Source organism: Serratia rubidaea (assembly GCF_016026735.1).
GTDB classification, from domain to species: domain Bacteria; phylum Pseudomonadota; class Gammaproteobacteria; order Enterobacterales; family Enterobacteriaceae; genus Serratia_B; species Serratia_B rubidaea.
Window position 1 is genome coordinate 4938438 of record NZ_CP065640.1, and the last position, 24549, is coordinate 4962986.

Annotated in this window: 21 protein-coding genes; 7 read left to right on the plus strand and 14 right to left on the minus strand. The window is 62.8% G+C overall.

Annotation, left to right across the window (positions count from 1 at the left end):
* Positions 1-43: 43 nt before the first annotated feature.
* A complete protein-coding gene (pdxB, locus tag I6G83_RS23225; RefSeq protein ID WP_054305598.1) occupies positions 44-1165 on the minus strand; it encodes a 4-phosphoerythronate dehydrogenase PdxB in 1122 nt (373 codons plus the stop codon).
* A gap of 86 nt (positions 1166-1251) precedes the next feature.
* Positions 1252-2025 carry an AraC family transcriptional regulator gene (locus I6G83_RS23230; protein ID WP_054305581.1) on the minus strand — a complete coding sequence of 258 codons (774 nt, stop codon included), beginning with the start codon at positions 2023-2025 and terminating at the stop codon, positions 1252-1254.
* Between the two features lie 119 nt (positions 2026-2144).
* On the opposite strand from I6G83_RS23230, the gene I6G83_RS23235 reads away from it, so the two are divergent.
* Complete coding sequence (locus tag I6G83_RS23235; RefSeq protein WP_054305580.1) at positions 2145-3056, plus strand: DMT family transporter; 912 nt, start codon at positions 2145-2147, stop codon at positions 3054-3056.
* A gap of 12 nt (positions 3057-3068) precedes the next feature.
* Here I6G83_RS23235 and I6G83_RS23240 read toward each other — a convergent pair whose 3' ends face one another.
* Both I6G83_RS23240 and tctD read right to left on the minus strand, forming a co-directional pair.
* Positions 3069-4481 carry a sensor histidine kinase gene (locus I6G83_RS23240; RefSeq protein WP_054305579.1) on the minus strand — a complete coding sequence of 471 codons (1413 nt, stop codon included), beginning with the start codon at positions 4479-4481 and terminating at the stop codon, positions 3069-3071.
* Positions 4468-5142, minus strand: a complete 675-nt coding sequence (gene tctD / locus I6G83_RS23245; protein ID WP_015673198.1) for a transcriptional regulator TctD — start codon at positions 5140-5142, stop codon at positions 4468-4470. Before tctD ends, I6G83_RS23240 begins: the two co-directional genes overlap by 14 nt.
* Positions 5143-5267: 125 nt before the next feature.
* Here tctD and I6G83_RS23250 point away from each other — a divergent pair, with 125 nt between their 5' ends.
* From I6G83_RS23250 to I6G83_RS23260, 3 genes are read left to right on the plus strand one after another with little or no spacing between them, the layout of a single operon-like run.
* Positions 5268-6248, plus strand: a complete 981-nt coding sequence (locus tag I6G83_RS23250; protein ID WP_015673199.1) for a Bug family tripartite tricarboxylate transporter substrate binding protein — start codon at positions 5268-5270, stop codon at positions 6246-6248.
* A 21-nt stretch (positions 6249-6269) separates the two neighbouring features.
* Positions 6270-6701 carry a tripartite tricarboxylate transporter TctB family protein gene (locus tag I6G83_RS23255; protein WP_054305578.1) on the plus strand — a complete coding sequence of 144 codons (432 nt, stop codon included), beginning with the start codon at positions 6270-6272 and terminating at the stop codon, positions 6699-6701.
* A 9-nt stretch (positions 6702-6710) separates the two neighbouring features.
* Positions 6711-8228, plus strand: coding sequence for a tripartite tricarboxylate transporter permease (locus I6G83_RS23260; RefSeq protein WP_054305577.1), 1518 nt, complete (start codon positions 6711-6713; stop codon positions 8226-8228).
* A 698-nt stretch (positions 8229-8926) separates the two neighbouring features.
* Here I6G83_RS23260 and I6G83_RS23265 read toward each other — a convergent pair.
* The 4 genes from I6G83_RS23265 to I6G83_RS23280 are packed head-to-tail and all read right to left on the minus strand — an operon-like array spanning position 8927 to position 12592.
* Positions 8927-9427, minus strand: a complete 501-nt coding sequence (locus tag I6G83_RS23265) for a protein disulfide oxidoreductase (RefSeq protein WP_054305575.1) — start codon at positions 9425-9427, stop codon at positions 8927-8929.
* Positions 9420-10136 (minus strand): DsbA family protein, encoded by a 717-nt coding sequence (locus I6G83_RS23270; protein WP_054305574.1) that lies wholly within the window; start codon positions 10134-10136, stop codon positions 9420-9422. The genes I6G83_RS23265 and I6G83_RS23270 overlap by 8 nt, the downstream gene beginning before the upstream one ends.
* A complete protein-coding gene (locus I6G83_RS23275; RefSeq protein WP_054305573.1) occupies positions 10133-12178 on the minus strand; it encodes a protein-disulfide reductase DsbD family protein in 2046 nt (681 codons plus the stop codon). The genes I6G83_RS23270 and I6G83_RS23275 overlap by 4 nt, the downstream gene beginning before the upstream one ends.
* A 48-nt stretch (positions 12179-12226) precedes the next feature.
* The gene (locus I6G83_RS23280; protein WP_054305572.1) at positions 12227-12592 is read right to left on the minus strand and encodes a hypothetical protein; all 366 of its coding nucleotides are present in this window, start codon (positions 12590-12592) and stop codon (positions 12227-12229) included.
* Between the two features lie 191 nt (positions 12593-12783).
* On the opposite strand from I6G83_RS23280, the gene flk reads away from it, so the two are divergent.
* Positions 12784-13812, plus strand: a complete 1029-nt coding sequence (gene flk, locus I6G83_RS23285; RefSeq protein WP_015673207.1) for a flagella biosynthesis regulator Flk — start codon at positions 12784-12786, stop codon at positions 13810-13812.
* 9 nt (positions 13813-13821) lie between these two features.
* On the opposite strand, the gene I6G83_RS23290 is transcribed toward flk, so the two are convergent.
* On the minus strand, positions 13822-14277 hold the full coding sequence (locus I6G83_RS23290) for a rhodanese-like domain-containing protein (protein ID WP_054305571.1): 456 nt from the start codon (positions 14275-14277) through the stop codon (positions 13822-13824).
* A gap of 97 nt (positions 14278-14374) precedes the next feature.
* Here I6G83_RS23290 and pdxR point away from each other — a divergent pair, with 97 nt between their 5' ends.
* Together pdxR and apbE are read left to right on the plus strand one after the other, a co-directional pair.
* On the plus strand, positions 14375-15808 hold the full coding sequence (pdxR, locus tag I6G83_RS23295; protein ID WP_225365566.1) for a MocR-like pyridoxine biosynthesis transcription factor PdxR: 1434 nt from the start codon (positions 14375-14377) through the stop codon (positions 15806-15808).
* A 117-nt stretch (positions 15809-15925) separates the two neighbouring features.
* Complete coding sequence (apbE, locus tag I6G83_RS23300) at positions 15926-16957, plus strand: FAD:protein FMN transferase ApbE (protein WP_054306695.1); 1032 nt, start codon at positions 15926-15928, stop codon at positions 16955-16957.
* A 66-nt stretch (positions 16958-17023) separates the two neighbouring features.
* Here the strand turns inward: apbE and I6G83_RS23305 are convergent, their stop codons facing one another.
* The 5 genes from I6G83_RS23305 to I6G83_RS23325 form a co-directional block, all read right to left on the minus strand.
* Positions 17024-17443 carry a hypothetical protein gene (locus I6G83_RS23305; RefSeq protein ID WP_054306696.1) on the minus strand — a complete coding sequence of 140 codons (420 nt, stop codon included), beginning with the start codon at positions 17441-17443 and terminating at the stop codon, positions 17024-17026.
* Complete coding sequence (locus I6G83_RS23310) at positions 17440-18480, minus strand: hypothetical protein (RefSeq protein ID WP_054306697.1); 1041 nt, start codon at positions 18478-18480, stop codon at positions 17440-17442. The genes I6G83_RS23305 and I6G83_RS23310 overlap by 4 nt, the downstream gene beginning before the upstream one ends.
* Positions 18481-18827: 347 nt before the next feature.
* Positions 18828-21965, minus strand: a complete 3138-nt coding sequence (locus I6G83_RS23315; RefSeq protein WP_054306698.1) for an efflux RND transporter permease subunit — start codon at positions 21963-21965, stop codon at positions 18828-18830.
* The gene (locus I6G83_RS23320) at positions 21962-23290 is read right to left on the minus strand and encodes an efflux RND transporter periplasmic adaptor subunit (RefSeq protein ID WP_054306699.1); all 1329 of its coding nucleotides are present in this window, start codon (positions 23288-23290) and stop codon (positions 21962-21964) included. The genes I6G83_RS23315 and I6G83_RS23320 overlap by 4 nt, the downstream gene beginning before the upstream one ends.
* Complete coding sequence (locus I6G83_RS23325; protein WP_054306700.1) at positions 23290-24546, minus strand: TolC family protein; 1257 nt, start codon at positions 24544-24546, stop codon at positions 23290-23292. Before I6G83_RS23325 ends, I6G83_RS23320 begins: the two co-directional genes overlap by 1 nt.
* Between the last annotated feature and the right edge of the window lie 3 nt (positions 24547-24549).

Genomic DNA, 24549 nt, shown 5'->3' on the forward strand with positions numbered 1-24549 from the left:
GGGCGGTGCCATCACCGCCCTGATATTTAAAGCCGCGCGCCGTTTAGCATACGCTAAAGCCCAACCGGGCCAGCAGCTCGGCGCTGGCGTCGTCATCGCACGCCACGCGCAGCGACGACCATTCGCGTCGCTCCTGATACTGCTTGCGCAGGCGGTCAAACTCGCCCGCCTGGCCGGCCACTTTGCGCAACGGCGCGTCATCGCGGCGCACATCATACACCAAGTGCATCAAACGTTTCAGCCTGCCTTGATCGAGCGGCCCGTTCAGACGGATATCGCTGAATTCCGGCGTCGGCAGCAGCGAGGCCAGCTCAATCTGCTGCGGCTGGCCCAGATGGCGGCTGAAGGCCTCAAACACCTGGGTGGTGCCGCGCGCCTTGCCTTCCAGCGTATAGCCGGCGATATGCGCGGTGCCGATGTCCACCCGCGCCAGCAGCGGCAGCGACAGCTCCGGTTCCGGCTCCCAGACGTCCAGCACCGTGCTGAGCTTCTTGCCCTTTTCCAGCGCCTGCAGCAGCGCGGCGTTATCCACCACCGCGCCGCGGCAGGCGTTAATCAGAATGCGGTTGTCCGGCAGCGCCGCCAGCAGCTCGGCGTCGGCCAGATGCAGCGAGTGATAAGGGCCGGATTTATTCAGCGGCGTGTGGAAGGTCAGCACGTCGGCTTCCGCCACCAGTTTTTCCAGCGGCCAGAATTCGCCGGCGTCGCCGCGATCGGCGCGCGGCGGATCGCACAGCAGCGTGCGCACCCCCAGCGCCCGCAGGCGCGCATCCAGCCGCGAGCCGACGTTGCCGACCCCGACGATGCCGACGGTTTTATCCTGCAGCTGGAAGCCGTCGCGCTCGGCCAGCAGCATCAGCGCGGAGAAGACGTACTCCACCACCGCAATGGCGTTGCAGCCGGGCGCGGCGGAAAAACCGATGCCCGCCTGCTGCAGCCAGGCGTCGTCCACATGGTCGGTGCCGGCGGTCGCGGTGCCGACAAAGCCGACGCGGGTGCCGGCAAGCAGCGCTTCGTTCACCTTGGTGACCGAGCGCACCATCAGCGCATCGGCGTCCGCCAGCGCCTCCAGCGGGATCGGACGGCCCGGCACCGCCAGCGTTTCTCCCAGACGGCTGAACAGCTCAACCGCATACGGCATATTTTCATCAACCAGTATTTTCACTTCTTTCTCCAACCCAGGACGGCCATTTGCCGCCCGATCATATACCTGAGTTATGGTTGCGTCACGAGTCACCCGCGCCGCCGTGCCTATGCGCGTCGGAAACGTTCAGGGGTGGCGCCGGCAATCTGTTGAAACATCACGATAAACGCCGAGGCGGAACTGTACCCCACTTCCAGCGCCACGTCCTGCACGGTTTTCCCCCGCTCCAACAGCGACACCGCATGCAGGAAGCGCAGCCGCTGGCGCCATTCGCTGAACGACATGCCGAGATCCTGCTGACAGCGGCGCGACAGCGTGCGTTCGGTGGTATAGACCCGCCGCGCCCACTGCGCCAACGGCGTGTTGTCCGAAGGACAATGCTCCAGCGCCTCAAGGATCGGCGCCAGAAACTTATCCTGCGAGGAGGGTAAATAGGTCTGCTGCCGCGGCGACAGGTGCAGTTGGTCGATCAGTACGCGGCACAGCCGCAGGTCCTCCCGGCTCTGCGGGATATACTGCCGGCGCGCATAGAAATCATCCGCGATGGCGCGGAAAATCGGCGTGACGCTGACCAGGCAAGGCGTTGCCGGCATCTGACGGCATAAAGGCTGGGCAATGTCCACCATGCGGCACTGCGCCAATTTATGGTTATAACAGGAGTGCTCCACCCCCGCCGGCGCCCACAGCACAAACTCCGGCGGCGCCAGAAAACGCTGTCCGCCAATGTGGGTGACCATCACCCCGCTGGTCACCCACATCAGTTGCCCCCAAACGTGGCGGTGCGGCTGAAATTCGGTGCGCGCATTGAACGCTTCACAGCGGAACTGCACCGGCTGCGGCGCCGGGATCAGCGCTTCGGCAAAATGACGGATTTCCGGCATAGGGATCCTATCGGCAGGTTGTCTGGTTTACGGCGATTTTTGTCTGGTTTTCAGTATATGCAATAAACCAGACAGGCGTAAACTGGGCGTCCTGTTATACGTTGTTGAGAATAATTATCATGAACGCACTCTTTCCCCTGGTGGCGGTACTGATCTGGTCCGTCAACGCCGTGGTCAGCAAACTGTCGGCCGGCGCGATCGATCCGGCGGCGATCTCGTTCTATCGCTGGCTGCTGGCGCTGGTTGCGCTGACGCCGTTTGTGCTGCCGGGCGTGATCCGCAACTGGCGCACGGTGCGCGCCAACGCCGGCAAGCTGCTGGTGCTGGGGCTGCTGGGCATGGTGCTGTATCAAAGTCTGGCCTACTACGCCGCGCACAGCGTCAGCGCGCTGTTTATGGGCATTATCGTGTCGCTGATCCCGCTGCTGACCATTCTGATCAGCATCGTACTGCTGCGGGTGGCGCCGACCGTCGGCGTGGCGCTGGGCAGCGTCATTTCTCTGTGCGGCCTGATCTGGCTGGTGAGCGCCGGCCAGCCGGGCGCGCTGCTGCAGCACGGCATCGGCAAAGGCGAGCTGATGATGCTTGCCGCCACCGCGTCCTACGCGCTGTACGGCGTGCTGACCAAACGCTGGGCAATCGCCCTGCCCAACTGGCAATCGCTGTATGTGCAGATCGCCTTCGGCGTGCTGCTGCTGCTGCCGAACTTCCTGATGGCGCCGGACGTCGGCCTGAACAGCCAGAACCTGTCGCTGGTGCTGTTTGCCGCTATTCCGGCGTCGATTATCGCGCCGTTCCTGTGGATCCAGGGCGTGGTCCGCCTCGGCGCCAATACCGCCTCGATCTTTATGAACCTGGCGCCGGTATTCACCGCCGCAATCGCCGTGCTGTTCCTGCATGAGCAGCTGCACGACTACCACCTGATCGGCGGCGGCGTCACCCTGCTGGGGGTGATCCTGTCCCAGCGCCTGCGCACGCCGCTGGGACGTAAAAAACCGCAGCCGGCGGTCTCCGGCGAGCTCGGCGAATAATCCGCCGCCGCCTCAGGACAACAGGCGGAAGCGCACCTGCACCAACAGGCCGCCAAGCTCTGCGGAGCTCAGCAACTCCGGCCGCGTGCCGTGGTAGGCGGCAATATCCTTCACCAGCGCCAGCCCCAGGCCGGCGCCCGGCTGTTCACCCACGTTATCCAGACGGCGGAAAGGCTGCAGCGCCTGCTGCGCCTCCTGCTGGGTAATGCCCGGCCCGCTGTCTTCAATTTCCAGAATGCCTTCACCGTCCGCCGCGCGCAGGCGCGCCGTCACCATGCCGCGGCGCGGCGTGTACTTCAGCGCGTTGTCCAGCAGATTGGCGCACATCTCCGTCAGCAGCAGCGCCTCACCGCCGATCCAGCATACCGCCTCCCCCTCATAACCGAGATCGATGCCGTTGCTGCGCGCCTGCGGCAGGCGGGAGAAACAGGCGTCGCGCAGCACCTGCGCCAGGTTGACCGGCTGCAGCCGGCGCTCGCTGCGCGATTCATGCGCCTTCAGCCGCGACAGGTACAGCAGGCGGTCGGTCAGCGCCACGGTATTGTCCAGCGTCTTGCCGATCGCCAGCAGGCTTTCGCGCCACTGTTGCGGGTCGTCGCTGGCCAGCGCCACGCCGACCTGCGTCTTCAGCACCGTCAGCGGCGTCCGCAGCTGGTGCGAGGCGTCGGCGCTAAAGCGCTCCTGACGCGCCACCATCACCCGCAGCCGCTCGGTATAGCGGTTAAAGGCCAGCAGCAGCGGCTGCATTTCCGACCACGGCAGCAGCATCGGCAGCGGAGTCAGCTCGCCCGGATCGCGGCGCATCATCACGCTCGACAATTTACGCAGCGGCTTGAGCAGCTTTTTCAGCAGTACAAACGCCAGCAGCAGCGTCAGCACCACTACCGTACCCTGACTGAGCAGCGCGGCCAGCAGCATCTGGCGCGCCAGATAGTTACGCGATTCCAGCGTTTCCGCCACCAGAATGGTCGCCATACCGCTCATGCCGCCCTCATTAATCGGCTGATAAAGCGCGGCAACGCGGATCGGTCGCCCGGCGTATTCGGCGTCGTAAAAATGCACCAACGCCGGGTACAGCGTGGAGCGCGCCAGGTGCGGCGGCGGCAGCGGCAGATCGTCATAGCCGGAAATACTGCGGCCCTGCGGTGAAATCACCTCGTAATACAGCTGGTCGTTCATATTGCGTTCGAAGCTGTCGAGCACCACATAGGGCACATCAACCGCCAACTTGCCCTTACGCACGACCAGCCGTTCCGCCACGGTGCGCGCCGACGCCAGCAGCGTGCGGTCATAGGCCAGCGTGGCGGCGTGGGTGGCGCTGAAGTAGTGGGTATAGATAGAAATGCCGCCCAGTATCGTCAGCGGCAAACCAAAAAACAGCAACAGTTGATAAAACAGCGAGCCAGGCGGTTTAAACCACTTCATCGCTCAGCTCCAGGCTGTAGCCCAATCCGCGCAGCGTGACGATCGCCACGTTGCTGCCGTGCAGCTTTTTACGCACCCGGTGCACATACAGCTCGATGCTTTCCGGGTTGGCCTCGTCGGACAGGGTAAACACCTGTTCGAACAGCTGCTGCTTGGCGACCGGCCGGCCGCGCCGGTGGATCAGGGTGGTCAGTACCGCCAGTTCGCGCGGCGTCAGCGCCAGCGGCCGGTTATCCAGTAAAAAGTAACCTTCGTCATGGTAGGTAAGCGCGCCAAACTGCAGCGTCTGCTGGGTGACGCCCACGCTGCGGCGCAGCAGCGCACGGATGCGCGCCTCCAGCTCATCCAGTTCAAACGGCTTGCTCAGGTAATCATCAGCGCCGAGATTCAGCCCCCTGACCCGGTCGCTGACGTCGGCGCGGGCGGTCAGCAGCAGCACCGGCAGGTTCTGACCGCGCTTGCGCAGCCGCGCCAGCAGATCCAGCCCGTTGAGGCGCGGCAGCTCCACGTCCAGCACCACCAGACTGTAATGTTCGTTTAACAGCAGGTGGTCGGCCATCAGTCCGTCTGAGGCGACGTCCACGGCGAAGCCGGCGCCGGTCAGCGCCTTCTGCAGCCAATGGGATAATTCAGGGTGATCTTCCACTAACAAGAGACGCATATCACATCCTGTAAACTTTTCCATACGTTGAAAGGTAAATGAAAGGTTTATGTTTTAACAATTTGGCAACCCCGTGTCAGCGGGAGTTCTCACAGTCTGAAAGAAAAAATACCTAGGGGAAGGCAATGAAAAAAATAATCACCCGTACTCTGACCGCAACCGCTCTGCTGTTGGCAGCCAACCAGGCTTTCGCTATTGAAGCGCCCGACCGTACCGAATGTATCGCGCCGGCCAAACCCGGCGGCGGCTTCGACCTGACCTGTAAACTGCTGCAGGTGTCTTTGCAGGAAACCAAAGCCATCAATAAACCGATGCGCGTCACCTATATGCCGGGCGGCGTCGGCGCGGTGGCCTATAACGCCATCGTCGCCCAGCGTCCGGCGGAGTTCGGCACCGTGGTCGCCTTCTCCGGCGGCTCGCTGCTCAACCTGTCGCAGGGCAAGTTCGGCCGCTACGGCGTGGACGACGTCAAATGGCTGGCGGCGGTCGGCACCGATTACGGCATGATCGCCGTGCGCGCCGACTCGCCGTATAAGACGCTGAAAGACCTGATGGAAGCCTTCAAAAAAGATCCTACCAGCGTGGTGTTCGGCGCCGGCGCCTCGATCGGCAGCCAGGACTGGATGAAAACCGCGCTGCTGGCGCGTGAGGTCGGCGTCGACCCGCGCAAGATGCGCTACGTCGCCTTTGAAGGCGGCGGCGAGCCGGTGACCGCGCTGCTCGGCAACCATATTCAGGCGGTCTCCGGCGATCTGAGCGAGATGGTGCCTTACCTGCAGGGCGACAAGATCCGCGTGCTGGCGGTGTATTCGGAAGAGCGCCTGCCGGGCCAGCTGGCCGAGGTGCCGACCGCCAAAGAGCAGGGCTATAACCTGGTGTGGCCGGTGATCCGCGGCTTCTACCTGGGGCCGAAAGTCAGCGACGAAGAGTACCAGTGGTGGACCGACGCCTTCGCCAAGCTGCAGCAGACCGAAGAGTTCAAGAAGCAGCGCGACCTGCGCGGGCTGTTTGAATTCAACCTGCGCGGCAAAGAGCTGGATGCCTACGTGAAGAAACAGGTCGGCGAATACCGTGAGCAGGCGAAGGCCTTCGGCCTGGCCAAGTAACAACTCCTCCGGAGGCATGTCATGAGCGATCGTATTTTTGCCGGAGTGTGGCTGCTGCTGTGCATCGGCGGCCTGTATATCGGCTGGGGCATTCACAGCGAATACAGCTATGAACCGCTGGGGCCGCGCCCGTTTCCGCTGATCATTCTCGGCCTGATGGCGCTGTGCGCCGTCCTGATGCTGCTGCGCCATCCGCAGGCGGTGGCCTGGCCGCACCGCGCCACGCTGCAGCGTCTGCTGGTGCTGATTATCACGCTGTCGCTGTACGCCTGGCTTTTTGAGCTACTGGGCTTTCCGCTGGCCACCGCCCTGCTGACCTTCAGCATCGCGCTGCTGTTCGGCGCACGCGTATTGGCGGCGGCGATTTCCGGCGTGGTGATGGGCGTGGCGTTGTATTACGCCTTTGACCGTCTGCTCGACGTGACGCTGCCGCTCGGCGTCTGGCTGAATTAAGGAACGACAATGGATACCTGGTTATATTTATCACAAGGGTTCGAGGTGGCGCTGATTCCACAGAACCTGGTTATCGCGCTGATCGGCTGTTTCGTCGGCACCATCGTCGGGCTGCTGCCGGGCCTCGGGCCGATCAACGGCGTGGCGATCCTGCTGCCGCTGGCCTTCGCGCTGAAGCTGCCGGCGGAATCGGCGCTGATCCTGCTGGCGACGGTGTATATCGGCTGCGAGTACGGCGGCCGTATCTCCTCCATTCTGCTTAACGTGCCCGGAGACGCCGCGGCGATCATGACTGCGCTGGACGGCTACCCGATGGCGCAGCAGGGGCGCGCCGGCGTGGCGCTGTCGATCTCCGCGGTCAGCTCGTTTATCGGTTCTATCATCGCCATCGGCGGCATTATTCTGTTCGCCCCGCTGCTGGCCCGCTGGTCGCTGGCGTTCGGCCCGGCGGAGTACTTCGCGCTGATGATCTTCGCCATCGCCTGTCTGGGCAGCATGATGAGCCAGAACCCGCTGAAGTCGCTGCTGGCGGCGCTGATCGGCCTCGGGCTGGCGACGGTCGGCGTCGACGCCAACACCGGCGTCTACCGCTTTACCTTTGACAGCGTGCACCTCTCCGACGGCATTCAGTTTATCGTAGTGGTGATCGGTCTGTTCTCGGTCAGTGAAATCCTGCTGATGCTGGAGAGCACCGGCGCCGGTCAGAAGCTGGTGCGCAAAACCGGGCGGCTGCTGTTTAACCGCAAAGAGGCGAAAGAGTGCGCCGGCCCGGCCCTGCGCTCTTCGGTGGTCGGCTTCTTCGTCGGCATTCTGCCGGGTGCCGGGGCAACCATCGCCAGTGCGCTGACCTATATGACCGAGAAGAAAATCAGCGGTAACAGCGACAGCTTCGGCAAAGGGGATATCCGCGGCGTGGCGGCGCCGGAGGCGGCCAACAACGCCTCGGCCTGCGGCTCGTTTATTCCGATGCTGACGCTGGGCGTGCCGGGTTCCGGCACCACCGCGGTAATGATGGGCGCGCTGACGCTGTATAACATCACGCCGGGGCCGGCGATGTTCACCGAACAGCCCGATATCGTCTGGGGGCTGATCGCCGCGCTGCTGATCGCCAACGTGATGCTGCTGATCATGAACATCCCGCTGATTGGCCTGTTTACCCGCATGCTGACCATCCCGCTGTGGTTCCTGGTACCGGCGATCGCCGCCGTATCGGCGGTCGGCGTGTACGCGGTGCACAGCACCACCTTCGACCTGATGCTGATGGTCGGGCTGGGGGTGTTCGGCTATATTCTGCGTAAAATGCACTTCCCGATGTCGCCGCTGATTCTGGGCTTTGTGCTGGGTGAACTGCTGGAGCAGAACCTGCGCCGCGCGCTGTCGATCAGCAACGGCGAATACGGCATTCTGTGGGGCAGCGGTATTGCCCAGAGCCTGCTGGTGCTGGCGGTCGCGGTACTGGTGGTGCCGCCGGTGCTGCGCACGATCCGCAAGCGCCGCCAGACGGTGAAAACCGCCGAGGCCGAATAAGCGTTACCTGCAACATCATCAACAAGGGGCCGGATAATCCGGCCCCTTTTTTATGCAAAGAGTTTGATATAGGCAGCAAACAAGGCGATCAAAGTCAGACAGAAAAAAGACAGCAGCGACAAATAAAACAAAGTCGACAACCAACTTATTTTCGCGCTTGGAATTTCCTTAGAGAAAGCATAGAAGTCACTTGTTTTCGGTAAGAAAAACGCCTTCCTTCCTGCCCTGAGCATCATAAAGAAATAGCAAATTGCTACCGAACCGAAAATTCCGGTCTGACAATGAAACGAATAGGGAAATGGGAATTCGTACTTCTCCCTGAACGATGCGATTAGACGCTTATAATGTTTGCTATAGATAATATACACGCCAACATAAACGGAAAAAGTTATGGCCTGAATGGCGAGAATTGCTATTGCGAGGTTTTTAATTAAATCGTTCATAGTCCGATGTAATCGTAGATTATATCAATAATCGGTTCCGTACTTGTGCCGGCAATTTAACCGAATGCAGGCAATAGTAGCCCAATGCGCGGTGGCCGGTATAGGGGAACGAGAACCCATCATGTAAAAAACCACGATACGGTCATAACAACAGCGGAAGATATTAAAAACAGGGAGCCAAGACCGGTGAATTACCACACAAACTTCTTTACGTGTGTTTTTACATCACCGGTCTCCCTCCCCTGACATACTCTGCTACCAGGCCGCCCACCACAGGCGCAGCTTCATGCCCCAGTAGCTGGTCCAGCCGGTGGTGCTCTGCACCACCTTGCCCTTATCGATGATGACGAAGGTGGGCGTAACGCCCACCTGCCAGCGCGCTGCCAGCTCGCCGGCGGGATCGTTAACCACCGGCAGACTCAGCCGCTTGGCGGCCAGCCAGGCCGCCACCTGCTGGTCATCGCCGGAACGCAGCGCCACGCTCAACACGTTGCCGCCCTGCTGCGCCAGCTTGGCGACGCTGGGGGTGGTGTAGCGGCAGACGCCGCACCAGCTGGCCCAAAAGTACACCAGCAGCGGCCGTTCCTGACTACGCTGCGCCAGCGAGAGCGTCGCGCCGTCCAGGGTGGTCAGGCGCTGGCTGTCGAACGCCGGCGGCGCCTGTGGTGCGCGCCACAGGTCCATGGCGAACAGAATCCCCGCCAGCATCAGCAACAGCAGCGCAATTTCGCGCCCCCAGCGCTTCAGCCTAGCCATTGTCAGCCTGAGCCAGCTGCTGTTTCACCAGCGACTCCAGCTGCTCGTAGGACACCGCCCCCGGCAGCATCTGATCGCCAATCAGCGTCGCCGGCGTGCCCTGCACCCCCAGCTGTTCCGCCAGCTGCATATTGGTGCGCAGCGTGCTCATACTCTGCTCGCTCGGCGTCACCGCCTTCACGCCGGTTTTCTGCTGCGCCGCGGCGATGCTGGCGTCATCGTGGAAGCCCTTTTTCGCCATCAGCCGCTGGTGCAGCGCCCAGAACTGCTGCGGGTTCTGCTGCCAGGTGGTCAATGCGATGCGCGCCGAACTGACCGAGCTTTCGCCTTTAAACGGCAGCAGTTTCACCACCAGCGCTACGTCCGGATATTTCTTGACGATTTTTTCCAGCATCGGGTCAAAACGCTTGCAGTACGGGCAGTTGTAATCGGTAAAGGTCACCATCGTCAGCTTGGCGTCCTTCGCCCCCAGGCGCGGGCTGGCCGGATCCTGATACAGGGTTTTCGCCTGCTGCTTGATCACCTGGCTGACCTGTTGATCGGCGGTTTGCTGCTGCCAGGCGTCAACCGCCTGCGCCAGAATATCCGGGTTGGACACCAGCGTTTCACGGATCATCTCCTTAACGCGCGCCTCCTGTTCCGGGGTAAAAGGCGCGGCGGCCCACGCCGGGGACACCATCAGCAGTAAAATAATCAGTAATTTCTTCATTGTTCAGTTCCTTTGGCGGCGGACAGGGTTTTAAGAACGGCATCGCGGGTTAATAAAGGGGATAACACCACGCCGTCCGGGCTGCCGGGGCCATAAATCTGGTTGAAAGGGACGCCGACGCTGCCGCGGCGTTGCAGAAACGCGCTAATCTCGGCCGAAGGCCGGCTCCAGTCGCCGCGCAGCGCCACCACGTCATCGGCCATCAGCGCCTGCTGTACATCGTCACGCATCAATACGTTGAATTTGTTGGCTTTACAGGTGACGCACCAGTCGGCGGTCACATCGACGAACACCCGCTTGTTCTGGGCCAGCGCCTGGGTGATGGCCTGCTCGCTCAGCGGCTGCCACGTCACCCGGTCCTGCAGCGGCTGCCGCCACAGGTTCGCCGTCAGCGACAGCGTCAGCAGCGTCAGGCCGGTCACCACCAGCAGGCTGGCGCCGGCGATGCCCGCCGAACGCGCGCCGTAGCGGCGCCAGACCGCCAGCAGCAAGCCCAACAGCAGCGCGCCGCCGACCACCAGCGTCGCCTGTACGCCGATATGGTTGGTCATCAGGCTCAGCAGCCACAGCGACGATGCCAGCATCAGCAGGCCCAGCACCAGACGCAGCACGTTCATCCAGCGGCCGGGACGCGGCAGACGCAGCGCCAGCGCCGGCCAGGCGGCAATCAGCAGCCACGGCAGGCTCATGCCGATGCCCAGCGCCAGGAACATGCCCCACAGCACCGGCAGCGGCGCGGCCAGCGCAAAAGCCACCGCGGTGCCGAGGAACGGCGCCGTACACGGCGTTGCCAGCAGCGTGGCGAACGCCCCCTGCCAGAAGTGACCGCTCATCCCCTGGCCGCCGTGGGTCGCCAGCCGGGTGCTGAGCCCGGAAGAGAGCTGCAGGTGGAACAGGCCGAACAGGTTGGCGCTAAACAGCAGCGTCACCAGCACCATAAAGCCGATAAACCACGGGTTCTGGAACTGGATGCCCCAGCCCAGCGCCTGATTGCTCAGCCGCAGGGCGGTCATCAGCAGCGCCAGCACCAGAAACGACGCCACAATCCCGGCGCTGGAGGCGAGGAACTGCGCCCGTACGCTGCGCCGGTCGCGCTGCTCTACCTGCAGGATCGAGCCCAGCTTCATCCCCAGCACCGGCAGCACGCACGGCATCAGGTTGAGAATCAATCCGCCGGCCAGCGCCATCAGCACCGCCTGCCACAGCGTTACGCCGTCCGCAGACGACAGCGCCAGCGGCTCGCCGACGGTCAGCGTGGTTTGCTGCGCCAGGCCGTCGTCGACGACCACCAGCGTCAGCGTCTGTCCGCGCAGATCGGGCGCGGCGTCGCCCCAGCCGTCGCTGACCGGCACCCGCGCCTGCATTCCGCCGCCGCTGTGGCTGATGACCGGTTTGCCGATATCGGCATCCGGCAGGGTGTCAAAGAACAGCGCAGGCTGACGCCAGCTGGCGCCCGCGTTGCGATCGGCGCTGATCTGCAGCTCGCCGTTGCGGTAACCGACGCGCAGATTGTCCGTCAGGCCGCTGGCGATCGGCACTTTGCCCATCGCCTGGGCAAAGTCATGGCTGAACTGCGCGTCATTGGCCGCCGACAGATCCAGCTTGAACGGATAGTCGGTCAGGATGCAGACGTTGCTGCAGGTCGACAGCGTCAGGGTGCCGGCCAGATTCGCCGGCGCAGGCCCCTTGATGACGATCGGGATGGTAACGCCGTCGTGGTAGCCCTGGGTGGTGATGCCCGCCACGTCAAAGCGCTGCGGCGCCGGCCAGAACCATTCGGCCGACGGCGGCGGTTCGCCCTGCCACTTGATCGCCGGCGCGATGCCGCCTTCGCCGGGCGAGCGCCAGTAGGTTTTCCAGCCCTTCTGCAGCTCTACCGACAGCAGCAGGCGCGTTTCTCCGGCCTGAGAGGTATCGGCGCGCAGCCGCACCTTGGCGTGATCGTTGGTCGGACTTTGCAGCCAGCCGCTGTCCGCCGCCTGCAGCATCGGCAGCCATAGCAGCAGCAGGCAGGCTAACGCCGACCTAAAGGTATTCAACATATTTTTCTCCGTAAATGAGTCAGTTATCGTCCAGGTTGGGCGATAAACTCATTCACGGAAAACGCATAATCGCAGGTGCACCCTGAGGGTGGGCGGGGAAACCGCACGCGGCGGCGGAATGCGCAGACGCGCGGTGATCACCGGGGCCAGCAGCGCCAACAGCAGGCCCAGCCCCAGCAGGACGCTTTCGAAGATCACCGGCGGCGCGGCCAGCAGTGATTTGGCGCTCAGCTCGCACGGGCTGGTGGCGGCAACGGGCTCACCGTCGTCACCGGCCGCGGCGGCGCTGACCGTCGGGATGCCGAGCGTCAGTTGCAGCGCGTGCAGGCTCGCCATGCGCTGCGTCATGCAGGTCAGTACGACCAGGCAAGCCAGGCATAAAAACCATTTTGCAATCTGTTGCCGTTTGACCATGACATCCTCGTAAGCGTAATCCGCCTATCTTAACGGCGACGAGACGATTGGCAACGTTTTACCTGTAAAGAAATGTCGCGCGGATGGTATTGATAAGGGGAATTTACAGGTATCATAGTCGCTATACGACTTATAGAACCTGCGCTTTTCGCCGGGTATGACTTCTTTCTGCACAGCGAAGGACTGGTGATATGCAACCTTTGAGCGGCCCCGGCGCCCACAACCTTTCCGATCGCCCCCCATCCGGGGAGAAAAACACCACTTCCGATACGCAGCCGCTCTCTCCGGCGCAGCGCACCACGCTGGAAAAGCTGGTGGTCAAGATTATGGCCCTCAGCCCGGCCAAGTCCGCCGAGATTTGGGCCAGTCTGCGCCACGATCTGGGCGCCACCGACGGCAGCGAACTGCGGGCCCGCCACTTTCAGCCGGCAGAGCAGCTGTTGCAGCAGCGTCTGGGACAAGCGCAGCAAAATCACGCCAGCCGTCAGCTGTTGCAGCAGTTGACCGAACTGCTGCCGCAGGGCAATAACCGGCAGGCGGTCAGCGATTTTATCCGCCAGCAGTTCGGCCACACCGTGCTGAGCCAGCTCAGCCATCCGCAGCTGCAGCAGGTGCTGAACCAGCTGCAGAGCGGCAGCCTGACCATTCCGCATCCGCAGCAGAGCGCCGTCAGCGATCGCCCTCTCCTGCCGGCCGAGCATCAGAACCTACAGCAGCAGGTGACGCGCCTGAGCGCCGCCACCGGCGAATCGCCGGCCAAAATCTGGCAAAGCCTGTTTAATCTGGTCGGCGTAAAAACCAACGATCCGCTGCCGGCGCGCCACTTCCAGCTGTTGAGCCAGTATCTGCAGGTGAAAACGGCGCTGAGCGCGCAGCACGCCCCGACGCTGAATAATCTGCTGACGGTGCTGAAACAGCCGGCGGATCGGCAAGAGCAGCAGCAGTTGCTGGATTACGGCCAGACGCGCCTCCACTGCGCGGCCAATACCCCGCTGACCCAGGCGCAGGTCAACGACGCGGTGAACCAGCTGTTCGCCCGCCGGTTGGAAAAAGCCGGCGTCACGCCGACCATCCACAGCGAAACGCAAACGCCGCAGCCGCAACTCAACCCGCTGATCGCCAACGTGGTGCTGCCGCTGCAGGCCGCCCTCGGCAAGCGGGGCTGGACGCTGCTTGCGCTGCTGCTGGTGCTGGCGATCGTCCTGGCGCTGGTGTTGTAACCGTAGACGTCAGGCGCAGCCGCAGTCGACATCTGACGGCTGTCCCGCCAGAGAACCGCGCGACGCGCCGCTGACCACCGGATAGCCGTCGCGCAGCCAGAAATCCAGCCCGCCAATCAGCTCCTTGACCTTAAACCCTAGCCGGGCCAGCTGATAGGCCCCCTTCGTCGACGCGTTACAGCCAATACCGTCGCAGTAGGTGATATACACTTTATCGCGATCCAGCGCCGCCGTGCCGGCCTCATCCATCCGCCGGTGCGGCAGGCTGACGGCGCCGGGAATGTGCCCCGCCAGATAGTGCTGTTCGGAACGCGCATCAATGACCACGATGGCGTCAACGCCGTGACGTAAATCCTCCGCCACATCCCAGGCATCGGTATAAAAACGCAGTTTTGCCGCCAGATACGCCAGGTTCTCTGCCGCTTCGGCCGGGGGAAATGCTAAAACCTGTGAACGATACGTCATGCTGTTTACCCTCAGTTGCGATCAAATGATGATGACAAGCATGCCCTATTTTGGTCTTATCAATGAGACCCATTTTTTATCACCGATAAGACCGATCATGACACAAACGCTGCTGACGCTGTTCCAACGGCCGGAACAGGCCGACACCCCGCTGCGCGAACGCGTCTGCAGTACGCTGCGGCGCGCGATTCACAGCGGCGCACTGACCTGCGGGCAACGTCTGCCCTCCAGCCGCACGCTGGCCGCCGATTTAGGCGTCTCACGCGTCACGGCGGAGGCCGCCTACGGCCAGCTGGAGGCCGAGGGATATTTACAGCGCCGCGTCGGTCAGGGCACCTTTGTCGCCATCTCGGTGACCAAAATGCGCCCGCCCGGCCGGCCGCAGCCGCGCCCGCAGCTTTCCCGCCGCGGCAGCCAGATCGTCGCCACCGGCGGCTGCCGCGATCCGCAAAGACCGCTGCCGTTCGCCGCCGGCTCCCCCGATCTGCGCCTGTTCCCCGTTAAACAGTGGCAACAGCTGACGGCGCAGCAGTGGCGGCGACAGGGGGAAGCATTAATGCGCTACGGCGACCCGCAGGGCTACCCGCCGCTGCGGGAGGCGATCGCCGCCCACGTCAACCAAACGCGCGGCGTTAACTGCAATGCGCAGCAGGTGATCGTGCTGACCAGCTCGCAACAGGCCCTGCAGCTGATCACCACCCTGTTGCTGGACGACGGCGACCGGGTGTGGATTGAAGATCCCGCCTATCTCGGCGCGCGCAACGCTTTTCTCAGCGCCGGCGCACAGCTCACCCCCGTCGCGGTGGATGACGCCGGTATGCGGCCCCATGACGCGCTGCCCGCTCCGCGCCTGATCTACCTGACCCCCTCGCACCAGTATCCCAGCGGCGTGACGCTCAGCCTGGCCCGCCGGCTGGCGCTGCTGGCGCAGGCGGAAAAACAGCGGGCGTGGATCGTGGAAGACGACTATGACAGCGAGTTTCACTATGACGGCCAGCCGATGCCCGCCATGCAGGGGCTGGATCGCGCCGGCAACGTGCTGTATCTCGGCACATTTTCCAAATCGCTGTTTCCTGCGCTGCGGCTGGCCTATCTGATTGTGCCGCCGGCGCTGGTGGAGGCCTTCGTCACCGCCCGCAGCGTCTATGACGGCCACACCACCCAGCTGAATCAGGCCGTCACCGCGGAATTTATGCGTCAGGGACATTTTGCCGCCCATATCCGCTATATGCGCCAGCTGTACCGCAGCCGCCGCGACCATCTGCAGCAGCAAATAGCACGCCACTGGCGGCACTTTGCCACGCCGCAGCCGACCCACGGCGGCCTGCAGCTCAGCGTGTGGCTGCCGGCAGGCTGCGAAGCGGCGTTGACCCGCCAGGCCAGACAGGTCGGCGTGCTGACGCCCGGGCTGGCGGCCCATTACCAACTCGACGCCGCACGGCGCGACGGCTGGCTGCTGGGCTTTGCCGCGCTCACGCCGGGAGAAATCAGCGCCGCCGTGGCGCGTCTGGCTCATCTGCGCCCCGACTGAGCGCGCCGGCACCTCTCCCGTTGTGCAACAAAATGCATTTTGTCGCCGCCGCCCCTTTCTATTTGCCGCGCTTTGCTCTATTTATAGCGCCTTTATTTTGTCTTCAAGGATCCCGCCATGGCCTACTCTTTCGCCAGAAGCCTGCCGTTCGTCGCCGCGCTGATGCTGCTCACCGCCTGCGATAACGCCGCCACCCGCCCGCAGATGGATATCGCCGGTAAAACCATGGGAACGTTTTACAGCGTCAAAATCAGCGGCGAGGTGACGGAAAACCGTCAGCAGCTGCAGCAGGAGATCGACGCGCTGCTGGAGCAGGCCAATGACGATATCTCCACCTACCGCGCCGATTCGGTGCTGTCGCGCTTTAACCGTTCACACAGCAGTGCGCCGCAGCCGATCCCGCGCGGCATGGCGGATATTATTCTCACCGCCCAGCGCATCGGCCGCGATACCCATGACGCGATGAACATCACCGTCGGTCCGCTGGTGAATCTGTGGGGCTTTGGCCCGGACAAACGTCCGGTGAGCGTTCCCAGCCAGCAGCAGATCGACGCCGCCAAACGTAACGTCGGCCTGCAGCACCTGACGCTGACCAGTAATGCGCAGGGCGAGTGGCTGCAAAAAGATCTGCCGGGGCTGTATGTCGATCTGTCGACGCTGGGCGAAGGCTACGGTGCGGATCTGCTGGCGCAGCTGATGGCGCGTAAAGGCATCACCAACTACCTGGTGTCGGTGGGCGGTGCGGTGCGTTCACGCGGCGTTAACGGCCAGGGCCAGCCGTGGCGCGTGGCGATCCAAAAACCCACCGACCAGGAAAACGCGGTGCAGGCGCTGGTGGATCTGCAGGGCTACGGCATCAGCACCGCCGGCAGCTACCGCAACTACTTTGAGCAGAACGGTCAGCGCTATTCGCACATTATTGACCCCAACACCGGCCGGCCGATTAACCACCGCCTGGTCTCGGTGACGGTGATCGCCCCCACCGCGCTGGAAGCCGACGGCTGGGACTCCGGCCTGATGGTGCTCGGCAGCGAAAAGGCGATGAAGCTGGCGGAACAGCAAGGGCTGGCGGTGTATATGATCAGCAAAACCGACGACGGCTTCAGCGCGCAGATGACACCGCAGTTTAAGGCGTTTTTGCTGCAGTAGCGCCACATAGCCAATGACTGGCAATGGCCCAATGCGGCCTGCCAGTCATTGGCACTAATACACTGATTAATCAATTGGGTATCCCACGAATACTTTGACAATCCCCAACATGGTGCAACCTATCAAAAATAAGGTCGACCAGATGATATGCATCCGATGATATGTCGTGATCCACCCCGTTAACTCGCGGGGAAGAGATTGCAGAAATGTATACGCCTCCGATGGCACAAAGGTATCCTTTCCTGTTTTTATCTTTTTGTTTTTCAATAACTTATTGAAAAAATCCGTTGGGAAATAGCTGCCAAAATAGCCAAAGTATACAGCGAGTTGATTGAAATCATTCATGTACAACCCCTCGTTTGCATATAGGGCGACAATGCGCTTATATTTTTTGCGGTTTATCCCAAAAAAAATCATGGTGAGAAAACCGATAAAAATAGCCAGGAAAGAGAGTATCGTGCCGACATCCAGTAAAATCGAAATCATTTATTACCTATTATTTTATAAAAGTTTTCACCGGCCATCCCACCGAATGAACCTGCCACGGCGCCACCAACAAGGCTCCCCGCAGAAGCACCGATAATCGCACAAGCAAGCCCCGCACTACCGGCCATCGGTGCGCTGATAATACCCAACGCCACGCAGAGGCCTCCTCCAGCCATCGCTCCCATACTACCGCCAATGGCGCCGCCACCTGTACCAAAAAGAAATGAACCATACTCTCTGAACGCGACCCGGGTACATTCACTTTCGCGGCCGACCGTACAGGAATGATAGATATCATTGGTCGTACTGGTCGCAGTAATACCCAGCCCCACCCAGCCGGCGCTGCGCATAAACCTGATCGCTCTGCTGGTGCCGTCCAGATAGGTCGAGTAGCCGCCGATCGCCCCCACGCCGGCCGTCGTCCACTCATGGACAATCGAACGGCTGGATAAGTTTAAGGCTCTTTTCATCCGCTCATACGGATGTAGATTAATAATTTTACGCGGCAGGCGGTTGAAAATCGGCTTATCCAGCATCGTCTTAAGTTCAGCGAATAACCGGTTACGCTCCACAAAAAACTGCTGGCTAATCAACGATCCCTGAGTACGGAACTGATTCTGGTAAGCCCTTTCGATCTGCTTCAGAATCTCTTCAATACGGCTAAAGTAACGCTTTCCGGCATCGCTGGCCGTGGCCAGCCCTGAACTGCTGCCGTTAAGAACGGTGGCTATCGTCTCATAATGGCGTTGCAGAAAACTTGCCTGTTGCGTGTCCGCCTGCGCCAGCGTCTGGTTAACACGATTCTTCGCCTGACGTAACTGCCTTAGGGCCGGCCCTTGCTGGGAATTGGCCGGATCGGCAACGATCAGGATATGTCCGGGCTTCAGCCAAGGCGTATCGGCATTTAGCCGCATAAAATAACCGGCGGCTGCGCTGCGTGGATTTCTGAACAGCATGTTGCCCTGTGAAGAGAGTGACCCCGGTGTTTCAACCACGCAGTAACCGGGTTCAATACGCTGATGGGAGGGAAAGGTCATTAGTGAGACTCCTTGTCGTAATGACGTATATACCCGTCATACTTCAAGCTGCAGATGTGTTGGCTGCACTCAGTCACCCGAATCACTTACTGATGTAAGCGCATCGGGATTCCTTCCCTTGCCACCTTCCTGCAACTCGAATTATTTAGGGTATATATGCGATGTCCTTGAATTGTCGCCGTAGAGAATTGCAACGGCGACGTCACCTGGTGGCAAAGGAACCGCTCCTGCGGCCCCCTCCGATTGCCGTTCACCTCGCTAATACCCCCTACGGGCGGCAATTCTGCCGGCATATTACCGACCGCGCCGAGGAATAAAAATACCAATTCGCCTAATTAATCAACGTTTTATTCCCCGGATGGCTCCGCCGATTTATGCATCAGCAGATACACCGCCGGGATCACCAGCATCGATAAAATCGGCGCGCTGATCATGCCGCCGATCATCGGCGCGGCGATGCGCTGCATCACTTCGGAACCGGCACCGTCGCTCCACATGATCGGCAGCAGCCCGGCCATAATGGTCGCCACCGTCATCACCTTGGGCCGGACGCGCAGCACCGCGCCCTCGGTAATCGACGCCAGCAGCTGCGGACGGGTCAGCGGCCCGCCGCTGCTTTGCTGCTGTTTGTGCAGCGCCTGGTTCAGGTACAGCACCATAATCACGCCGAACTCCGCCGCCACCCCGGCGAGGGCGATAAAGCCCACCGCACCGGCCACCGACAGGTTGTAATCCAGCAGATACAGCAGCCAGACGCCGCCGATCAGGGCGAACGGCAGCGTCGCCATAATCAGCAGCGCATCGCGCACGCTGTTGAAGGTGACGAACAGCAGCACAAAAATAATCCCCAGGGTGACCGGCAGCACGATTTTCAGCTGGGCGCTGGCGCGCTCCAGATACTCGAACTGCCCGGACCAACTGAGCGAAATTCCGGCCGGCAGCTTCACCTGCTGCGCCACCGCCTGCTGCATCTCCTCCACCGCCGACTTCAGATCCCGGCCGCGCAGATCCACATAGATCCACTCCGACAGCCGGGCGTTTTCGCTTTTCAGCATCGGCGGCCCGTCGCTGACGCGGATATCCGCCAGCGCCGACAGCGGCAGCTGGCTGCCGTTCGCCGTCACCACCGGCAGATCGCGCAGCCCCTGCAGCGAGTCGCGGATCTCACGCGGGTAGCGCACGTTAATCGGATAGCGCGCCCGCCCCTCAATGGTTTCGCCGACGTTTTCACCGCCCACCAGCGAGGCCACCATCGACTGCAGCTCGTTCACCGATACGCCATAGCGGGCGGCGCGCTGGCGGTCGATATCGATATCAACATAGCGCCCGCCGCTGAGCCGCTCCGCCAGCGCCGAGGAAACGCCCGGCACCTGCCGCACCACCTGCTCAATCTGCCCGGCGACGCGCTCGATATCCGCCCGGTCGCTGCCGTTAACCTTGATCCCCACCGGGCTTTTAATCCCGGTGGAGAGCATATCCAGCCGGTTGCGAATCGGCGGTACCCAGACGTTGGCGATGCCCGGCACCTTGACCGCCTCGTCCAGCTCCGCCACCAGCTTGTCCATGGTGATGCCCGGCCGCCACTGGTCGCGCGGTTTAAAGCGGATGGTGGTTTCCAGCATGGTGAGCGGCGCCGGGTCGGTGGCGGTCTCCGCCCGCCCGACCTTGCCGAATACCGTCTCCACCTCCGGCACCGTTTTAATCAGCCGGTCGGTCAGCTGCAGCAGACGCCCCGCCTCACGCACCGAAATGCCCGGCAGGGTCGACGGCATATACAGCAGATCGCCTTCATCGAGCGGCGGCATAAACTCGCTGCCCAGCCGGCTGAGCGGGTACAGCGTCAGCGCCAGCAGCAGCGCGGAAAGGCCCAACGTCAGACGCGGCCGCGCCAACACCGCCGCCAGCAGCGGCTGGTACAGCCGGATCAGCCAGCGGTTAACCGGGTTGGCCTGCTCGTCGGGAATACGGCCGCGGATAAAGTAGCCCATCAGCACCGGCACCAGCGTAATGCCCAGCCCGGCCGCCACCGCCATCGCATAGGTTTTGGTGAAGGCCAGCGGCGCGAACATCTTGCCCTCCTGCGCCTGCAGCGTGAACACCGGGATAAACGACAGCGTGATAATCAGCAAACTGCCGAACAGCGCCGGGCCGACCTCCACCGCCGCCTGCTCGGCGATACGCCAGTAGTCCTGCGCCGCCGGCTGCCGTTCGGGATGGCGCTGCCGCCACTGCTCCAGCACCTTATGCATGTTCTCGATCATGACGATCGCCGCATCCACCATGGCGCCGATGGCGATGGCGATACCGCCCAGCGACATGATATTGGCGTTCACCCCTTGGTAGTGCATCACCACAAACGCGCCGAGAATGCCGAGCGGCAGGGTCACCATCGCCACCAGCGCCGAACGGAAGTGGAACAGGAACAGCGTGCATACCAGCGCCACCACCGCGAACTCCTCCAGCAGCTTGAACGACAGATTATCAATCGCCTGTTCAATCAGCTGTGAACGGTCGTAAACCGTGACGATCTCCACGCCCGGCGGCAGCGTCTGCCGCAGCTGCTGCAGCTTGGCCTTCAGCGCGTTGATGGTTTCCAGCGCGTTCTGGCCGTAGCGCATCACCACAATGCCGCCGGCCACTTCCCCTTCGCCGTTCAGTTCCGCCACGCCGCGGCGGATCTCCGGCCCCTCACGCAGCGTCGCCACCTGCGACAGCAGGATCGGCACGCCGTCGCGCACCGCAATCACCACATCGGCGAAATCCGCCGGCGTTTTCAGGTAGCCGGCGCTGCGCACCATATATTCCGCCTCGCCCATTTCCAGCAGCGCGCCGCCGCCCTCCTGATTGGCCTCCTGCAGCGCCTTGACCACCTGCTGGTGGGAGACGTTGAGCGCGCGCAGGCTTTCCGGGTTGAGCACCACCTGATACTGACGCACCATGCCGCCGACGCTGGCCACTTCGGCGACGTTGGGCACGGTCTTCAGCTCAAACTTCAGCGTCCAATCCTGCAGCGCGCGCAGATCCGCCAGGCTGTGGCGACCGCTTTTGTCCACCAGCGCATACTCATACACCCAGCCGACGCCGGTGGCGTCCGGCCCGAGCGCCACTTTCACCTGAGGCGGCAGCGAAGACTGCACCTGGCTGAGCGACTCCAGCACGCGCGAGCGCGCCCAGTACAGATCGGTGCCGTCCTCAAACAGGATGTAGACATAGGCGTCGCCGAACATGGAGAACCCGCGCACGGTTTTCGCGCCGGGCACCGTCAGCATGGTGGTGGTCAGCGGATAGGTCACCTGATCCTCCACCACCTGCGGCGCTTTGCCCGGGTAGCTGGCGCGGACGATCACCTGAACGTCGGACAGATCCGGCAGGGCGTCCAGCGGCGCTTTCTGCAGCGCCCAAATCCCCCAGCCGGCCAGCATCGCCGCCGCCAGCAGCACCAGCAGCCGGTTGCGCAGCGACCAGCGAATGATTGCAGCTATCATTGATGACCTCCGTGTGCGCTGTGATCCGTATGCTGTCCATGCGCCGCGGTTTGCGGCGCTGTCTCCGCCGCCGGGTGCTGATGCGCCCCGTGCGCGCCATGCTCCCCGTGCTGCGCAGGTTCGGCCGCCAGTTGCGGCAGCGCGCTGCGCAGGCTGGCCTCAGAGTCGATCAGGAACTGACCGGCGGTCACCACCCGCTGCCCGGCCTTCAGCCCGCGCGTGATCTCTACCCAGCCGTCCTGCTGCCGACCGGTCGCGACCTCGACCGGCATAAAGTAGCCGTCGCCCTCGCTCACCAGCACCCGGTTGCGGTCGCCGCTCATGATTAACGCCTCCAGCGGAATCGCCGGCACCGGCTGCCCCGCCGCCGGCTGGCTGAGCCGCACCTGCAGATACATGCCCGGTTTAAGCCGGTGCTGCGGGTTTTGCAGCTTCACCCGCGCCTGGAAGGTGCGCGTCAGCGGGTCAACATTCGGCAGCAGTTCGTCGATCGTGCCGCTGAAACGCTCACCCGGCCAGCTGGCGCTGCCGGCGCTGACCGCATCGCCGACCTGCACCACCCCGGCCTGCGCCTGCGGGTAGTCGATCACCATCCACACCCGATCGAGCGTCGCCAGTTCAAACAGCCCTTGCGCGGCGCTGACCTGCGCGCCTTCACGCACATCCAGACGGTTGATAAAACCGTCGGCGGGCGCCCGCACGGTCATGCGCGTCTGCGGCCGGCCGCTGCGCTCCACCTCGCGGATCACCGCCTCCGGCATAAACTGCAGCTGCAGGCGCTGACGCGCCGCGGCGCTCAGCGCGCTGTCTCCCAGACGGCGCACCGCCAGATACTCCTGCTGCGCCGCGTGCCACTCCGGGATCCACAGCTGCGCCAGCGCCTGCCCTTTTTTCACCTGCTGCTGGCTGGCGCGCACCCACAGTTTCTCCACCAGACCGTTGGCGCGCGCGGCGATGGTCTGCACGCCGCGCTCGTCAATCGCTACGCTGCCGTACGCCTCCAGCTGCGGCGTCAGCGGCCGCAGCTCCACCGCCGCGGTGCGCACGCCGAGGTTTTGCTGCTGACGGGCGCTGATGGTCACCCCGCCCTGTTCCTCAACCTCATCGGCATAGCGCGGCACCAGATCCATATCCATAAACGGTGAAGGCCCCGGCTTGTCAAAACGCTGTCCCGGCACCATCGGATCGTACCAATACAGCACCTGACGCTCGCCCGCTGACGCTGCGCTCTGCGCCGGGGACGACGACGGCGTCGCCAGCCAGTAACCGGCCCCGGCGCCTGCCGCCAGCGCCGCCAATAACGCAAGGTTAAAACGCATTTTCATCAGAGGGTCTCCTGCGGGATCAGATAACGAATGGCGGCCCACAGCTGAGCCAGCTGGCGGGCGGCCTGACCGGCGTTCAACCGGGCATCCAGCAACGCACGGCGCGCCGACAGCACGGCGGAAAGGTTGCTGCCGCCGCTGCGGTACTGCGCCAACAGCAGATCGAGGCGCTGCTGCTGCAGCGGAATCACCTGCTGCTGCTGGCGTTGCCACTGCTCCTGCGCCGTCTGGTACTGCGCCAGCAGGGTGTCCAGCTGCGCCTGGTGGTCGCGGATCAGCAACGTCAGCTGATCGTTGGCCTCCAGGGTGCGCGACACGTCGGCGGCATAGTTTTTATCCTGCCTTTGCGCTTTAAACAGCGGCAGATCGACGCTCAGCATCACGCCGGCCATATCTTCATAACCGTCGGCGCGGCGCGCGTAATACAGCTCCACGCCGACGTCGGGAATGGCGGCGATTGCTGACTGGGCGGAACGCGCCTTGGCCACATCGGCCTCGCGGCTGGCCTGCACTACCTCCGGGTGCTGGCGTATCGCCTGGCGCAGCACGTCGCCGTCGGCCGGCAAACGCTCAAAACGCGGCAGCTTGCCGGCAACCTGGTCGATCTGTTGTCCGGTCAGCTGCGTCAGCCTGGCCTGCGCCACCGTCGCATCGCGCTCGGCAATGCTGATTTGATCCTGCATCGCCAACAGCGTCAGGCGCGCGTCCACCACCTCGCTGGCCGACGAACTGCCGCTGGCTACGCCGGCGCGCTGTGCGGCAATCTGGCGCTCGCTCTCCGTGACCAGCGCTCTGGCGTCATGCAGGGTTTGCCGGCTGAGCGCCAGCTCCAGCCAGGCCTGCGCCGTCTGCTGCTGCAGGCGCGCGCGGATCGTCGCGCTGCTGGCCGCGGTTTTTTCCGCTTCGGCCCGCAGCGTGTCGGCCTTACGCTGGCGCTTATCGCCGCTGACGTAATCCTGCATGATGCCGACGCGCCCCATGGTCATGCCGTCGCGCGTCAGGCGATGTCCGTTACCGCCCTGCACCGGCACGTTCTCAATGCCCAGCTTCAGTTTGGGATCCGGCAGCTGCAGCGCGGAGTCCGCCATATTGAGCAGCGCCGCGGCCTGATGGCGATTGGCGGACAGTTCGGCGGAGTAACGCTCCGCCGCCGCCAGCGATTGATCCAGCGTCAGGCCGGCCGCCTGCGCGCCCGCCGAACAACAGGCAAGCAGCAGCCAGCCCACCCGCATCGGGTGAGAAAATAAGTTGAACATGCT

Coding starts and splice junctions, on each gene's coding strand:
- I6G83_RS23290 (WP_054305571.1), bottom strand. CDS start 14,277: ATGACGTATCGTTCACAGGTTTTAGCATTTCCCCCGGCCGAAGCGGCA.
- I6G83_RS23240 (WP_054305579.1), bottom strand. CDS start 4,481: ATGAAGTGGTTTAAACCGCCTGGCTCGCTGTTTTATCAACTGTTGCTG.
- I6G83_RS23250 (WP_015673199.1), top strand. CDS start 5,268: ATGAAAAAAATAATCACCCGTACTCTGACCGCAACCGCTCTGCTGTTG.
- flk (WP_015673207.1), top strand. CDS start 12,784: ATGCAACCTTTGAGCGGCCCCGGCGCCCACAACCTTTCCGATCGCCCC.
- I6G83_RS23255 (WP_054305578.1), top strand. CDS start 6,270: ATGAGCGATCGTATTTTTGCCGGAGTGTGGCTGCTGCTGTGCATCGGC.
- I6G83_RS23280 (WP_054305572.1), bottom strand. CDS start 12,592: ATGGTCAAACGGCAACAGATTGCAAAATGGTTTTTATGCCTGGCTTGC.
- I6G83_RS23310 (WP_054306697.1), bottom strand. CDS start 18,480: ATGACCTTTCCCTCCCATCAGCGTATTGAACCCGGTTACTGCGTGGTT.
- I6G83_RS23305 (WP_054306696.1), bottom strand. CDS start 17,443: ATGATTTCGATTTTACTGGATGTCGGCACGATACTCTCTTTCCTGGCT.
- I6G83_RS23230 (WP_054305581.1), bottom strand. CDS start 2,025: ATGCCGGAAATCCGTCATTTTGCCGAAGCGCTGATCCCGGCGCCGCAG.
- I6G83_RS23315 (WP_054306698.1), bottom strand. CDS start 21,965: ATGATAGCTGCAATCATTCGCTGGTCGCTGCGCAACCGGCTGCTGGTG.
- apbE (WP_054306695.1), top strand. CDS start 15,926: ATGGCCTACTCTTTCGCCAGAAGCCTGCCGTTCGTCGCCGCGCTGATG.
- I6G83_RS23235 (WP_054305580.1), top strand. CDS start 2,145: ATGAACGCACTCTTTCCCCTGGTGGCGGTACTGATCTGGTCCGTCAAC.
- I6G83_RS23275 (WP_054305573.1), bottom strand. CDS start 12,178: ATGTTGAATACCTTTAGGTCGGCGTTAGCCTGCCTGCTGCTGCTATGG.
- pdxR (WP_225365566.1), top strand. CDS start 14,375: ATGACACAAACGCTGCTGACGCTGTTCCAACGGCCGGAACAGGCCGAC.
- I6G83_RS23325 (WP_054306700.1), bottom strand. CDS start 24,546: ATGTTCAACTTATTTTCTCACCCGATGCGGGTGGGCTGGCTGCTGCTT.
- I6G83_RS23265 (WP_054305575.1), bottom strand. CDS start 9,427: ATGGCTAGGCTGAAGCGCTGGGGGCGCGAAATTGCGCTGCTGTTGCTG.
- I6G83_RS23260 (WP_054305577.1), top strand. CDS start 6,711: ATGGATACCTGGTTATATTTATCACAAGGGTTCGAGGTGGCGCTGATT.
- I6G83_RS23270 (WP_054305574.1), bottom strand. CDS start 10,136: ATGAAGAAATTACTGATTATTTTACTGCTGATGGTGTCCCCGGCGTGG.
- I6G83_RS23320 (WP_054306699.1), bottom strand. CDS start 23,290: ATGAAAATGCGTTTTAACCTTGCGTTATTGGCGGCGCTGGCGGCAGGC.
- tctD (WP_015673198.1), bottom strand. CDS start 5,142: ATGCGTCTCTTGTTAGTGGAAGATCACCCTGAATTATCCCATTGGCTG.